This is a genomic window from Micromonospora sp. MH33, from assembly GCF_003013775.1.
Classification (GTDB): Bacteria; Actinomycetota; Actinomycetes; order Mycobacteriales; family Micromonosporaceae; genus Micromonospora; species Micromonospora fulviviridis.
In genome coordinates this window covers 1-3,616 of sequence record NZ_MUYZ01000455.1, presented here as the reverse complement: position 1 = coordinate 3,616, position 3,616 = coordinate 1, and the positions used below count along the sequence as shown (strand labels likewise).

Sequence of the window (3,616 nt, the reverse complement as noted above, 5' to 3'; positions counted from 1 at the left end):
GCGTCGGCCGGGCGTCCGGCGAGGACCGGGGCTGGCCGGCGCGGGAGAACGGCGACCGCGGCTGGGCCGGGGAGCCGGCGGCCGACCGGGCCTGGCGGTCGGGCCCGGACGGGCCGGCCGACGACCGGTCCTGGCCGGCGGGGTCCGGCAGCCGCGGGGAGGCGGACTGGACCGCGGAACGCGACGAGTCCGTCCGCACCGGGCAGGGCGCGTGGGCCGGCCAGGATGACCGGACCGACCGGGGCGCTTGGTCGGGTCAGGGTGATCGGAGCGGGTACGGCGAGCGGACCGCCGAGGGCTGGGCGGGAACGGGCGCCCGTGCCTGGGCGCCGGGCGAGCGGTCCGGTCGCGCGGTGGACGACGAACCGGACGGGGACTACTGGTCGGAGCTGCGCACCGGCAACCGGTGGGCCGCGGTCCGCGACGACGAGCGCGGCCGGGAGATCCGGGTCGGGGAGCGGCGGGCCGCGGTGCACGCCGACGGCGGCGGCACCGAGTACCGGGTCGAGGACCGGTGGGCGTCCGTCCGGGGCCAGGCCGGCCACGGCGAGGCGGACTCCGGCTGGGCGCAGGAGAGCCGGCCGGCGCTGCCGGCCGGCGGGGTGCCGGTGCCCGACGAGTGGCGGCCCCCGACGCAGCGCAGCGGCCAGCCCGAGTGGCGTCAGGTCGAGCCCGAGCCGGCCCGCTACGGCTACCCGCCGCGCGACGACGCACCCCGGGCCGGCGGTGCCCGCGCCACCGAACGCCGGCGCTGAGCGGGCTGCGCTACTTGTCGATGTCGCCGACGACGAAGAACATCGAGCCGAGGATGGCGATCAGGTCCGGCACGAGGCAGCCCGGGAGCAGGGTCGCCAGCGCCTGCACGTTCGCGTACGAGGCGGTGCGCAGCTTGAGTCGCCACGGGGTCTTCTCGCCGCGGGACACCAGGTAGTAGCCGTTGATGCCGAGCGGGTTCTCGGTCCAGGCGTAGGTGTGCCCCTCGGGCGCCTTGACCACCTTGGGCAGCCGGGTGTTCACCGGCCCGGTGAGCCGGTCCACCCGGTCCAGGCACTGCTCGGCGAGGTCGAGGGAGGCGTACACCTGGTCGAGCAGCACCTCGAAACGGGCGTGGCAGTCCCCGGTGGTCCTGGTGACCACCGGCACGTCGAGCTGGTCGTACGCCAGGTAGGGCTCGTCCCGGCGCAGGTCCAGGTCCAGGCCGGAGGCCCGGGCCACGGGCCCGGAGGCGCCGAAGGCGGCGGCGTCGGCGGCCGACAGCACGCCGACCCCGACGGTGCGGGCCAGGAAGATCTCGTTGCGCCGGATCAGGTTGTCCAGGTCGGGCACCCGGCGGCGGACCTCGCCGATCGCGGCCCGGGCCCGTGCGGTCCAGCCGGCCGGCACCTCCTCCTTGAGCCCGCCCACCCGGTTGAACATGTAGTGGATCCGGCCGCCGGAGACCTCCTCCATGACCGCCTGGATGGTCTCCCGCTCGCGGAACGCGTAGAACATCGGCGTGATCGCGCCGATCTCCAGCGGGTAGGAGCCGAGGAACATCAGGTGGTTGAGCACCCGGTTCAGCTCGGCGAGTGCCATCCGCAGCCAGACCGCGCGCTCCGGCACCTCCATGCCCATGAGCCGTTCCACGGCGAGCACCACGCCCAGCTCGTTGGAGAAGGCGGAGAGCCAGTCGTGCCGGTTGGCCAGCACGATGATCTGCCGGTAGTCGCGGACCTCGAAGAGCTTCTCCGCGCCCCGGTGCATGTAGCCGACGATCGGCTCGGCGGAGACCACCCGCTCGCCGTCGAGCACCAGCTTCAGCCGGAGCACGCCGTGCGTCGACGGGTGCTGCGGCCCGATGTTGAGCACCATGTCGGTGCCGAGCTGCTCCCCGCCGGCCCCGGTGCCGACGGTCAGTTCGCGGAGGTCGCCGGCGTCGGTGGTCATGTCCGTCATCGTGCCATGAGCGGATCGAGGGCGACGCCGACCGGTTGCAGCAGCCACCAGTGCCCGCCGAGGCCCGCCGGGTCGGTCAGCTCGGCCACCGCCGACGCGGCGGCGAGGGCCCGCAGGTAGCCGGCCGGGTCCCGGGAGGCCAGGCTCAGCGGCGGTCGCCCGCCGTCGGCCCCGAGCGCCCGCAGCCCCTCCCGCTGCGAAACCAGGGTGTACGCACACCGCGCGACCCGCTCACCGGCGGAGGCGACCGAGTCCATGGCCACGTGCGCCGTCACGTCACACGACCCGTCCGGCACCGGCGGCACCTGCCGCCCACCCCGGTACCCGGTCAGGCTCCCGTCGATCGGCCGGTCGTCCCGCAGGTGCCCGTAGTCCACGGTCAGGGCGAGCCCTCGGTCGAGGTGCGCCACCGCGGCAGCCCAGGCTTCGTCGCGGGTCCTTCCGATCTCGGCCCTTGCTCCGGTGGGGGGTTTTGGGCGGCCCGACCGGCTCCGGGCGGTCAGGCTTGATCCCTCCGCCGGCCGGGCCGCCCGGAACCCCTCGGTGGTCGCCCCGGTCCCGTCGCCCGCGGCAGAGGACCACCACCGGTCCAGCCAGTCGGCATCCTCGGCGCACACCGGGTCGCCCGTCGACTCCTCACCCGTAGCCGGGTCCACCACCAGGTAGTGCCAGCCGCCGGGGCTGTACGCCGCGAGGTCCAACGGAACGTTGTCCAGCCACTCGGTGGCCACCAGCAGACCCGTGACGCCGTCAGGGATCTCCTCCACCCATTCGATCTCCACCGGCAGGTCGTCCGGCCGGGGTGCCCTTTCGACCGCCACGAGGCGTACCCGCTCGGCCAGCGCAACCGGCGCGGTGGACAAGGACCCGGCGGAGGCCGGCCCGAAGGGCGACGTGCGGGCGGCGGCCGTGGTGGTCAGGGTTTCGGGTGAGCCCGCCCGCGGAGGGATCAAGCCTGACCGCCCGGAGCGGGTGGGCTCCCCCGAAACCCCCACGGCGACCGACAGCGACCGCAACAGCTCCCCCCGACCAGCACCCACGTCCACGACGTCGAACCGCGAGGGATGGCCGAGCGCAGTGTCGACCGCGAGCAGGAGGCGGGACAGGCAGGTCGAGAACACCGGAGACGCGTGCACGCTGGTGCGGAAGTGGGCGGCCGGTCCCGGGCCGGAGACGAAGAAGCCGCCCGGCCCGTAGAGGGCAGCCGACATCGCCTCGCGCCAGCGGAGCGCACGTTCAGGGGGCGTCACCGTGCCGACCCTACGGTGGGCGGACGGCCGGCGCCTCCGCGACGGCGGCCGACGTACCAGAAGGGGCGGTTCGGCGCCGCCGGAGCGGCCCCTTCGCGCCGTCGGTGAAGGTTTTCACACATCCTTGTTTCGGCTCCGTGGCCCCGGCGCATACTTGCGATCGACCGGTACCCCCTCCGAGGACTGGATCGATTGCCATGAGCGCACCGCTGCGTTCGCGTCCGGCCGCCCCATACCGGGCCGCCGACGCCCCGCTCGTCTTCCCGCGCACCCTCACGGTCGGCGTGATCGGCGCCGGCCGGGTCGGCACCGTACTCGGCGCGGCCCTCGCGGCCGCCGGCCACCGGGTGGTCGCCGCCGCCGGCGCCTCCGGTGCGGCCAAGGCCCGGATGGCGCTACTGCTGCCGCAGACCCCGACCCGCTCCGCGGCC

The 3,616-nt window shown here is 75.1% G+C and carries 2 protein-coding genes and 2 pseudogenes; 2 read left to right on the top strand and 2 right to left on the bottom strand.

The window, feature by feature from the left end; translation table 11 throughout:
- A pseudogene (locus tag B0E53_RS38170) lies at positions 1–755 on the top strand (hypothetical protein); the annotation flags it as partial.
- A gap of 10 nt (positions 756–765) precedes the next feature.
- Here the strand turns inward: B0E53_RS38170 and B0E53_RS34285 are convergent.
- Both B0E53_RS34285 and B0E53_RS34280 read right to left on the bottom strand, forming a co-directional pair.
- A complete protein-coding gene (locus B0E53_RS34285) occupies positions 766–1,935 on the bottom strand; it encodes an NADH-quinone oxidoreductase subunit D (RefSeq protein WP_210406330.1) in 1,170 nt (389 codons plus the stop codon).
- Positions 1,932–3,146 (bottom strand): SAM-dependent methyltransferase, encoded by a 1,215-nt coding sequence (locus B0E53_RS34280; protein ID WP_107079694.1) that lies wholly within the window; start codon positions 3,144–3,146, stop codon positions 1,932–1,934. The genes B0E53_RS34285 and B0E53_RS34280 overlap by 4 nt, the downstream gene beginning before the upstream one ends.
- Positions 3,147–3,382: 236 nt before the next feature.
- On the opposite strand from B0E53_RS34280, the pseudogene B0E53_RS34275 reads away from it, so the two are divergent.
- Positions 3,383–3,616, top strand: a pseudogene (locus B0E53_RS34275) (DUF2520 domain-containing protein); the annotation flags it as partial.

Excerpts from the sequence above, each read along its gene's own strand:
- B0E53_RS34285 (WP_210406330.1), bottom strand. The coding sequence starts at position 1,935 with ATGACGGACATGACCACCGACGCCGGCGACCTCCGCGAACTGACCGTC.
- B0E53_RS34280 (WP_107079694.1), bottom strand. The coding sequence starts at position 3,146 with ATGTCGGCTGCCCTCTACGGGCCGGGCGGCTTCTTCGTCTCCGGCCCG.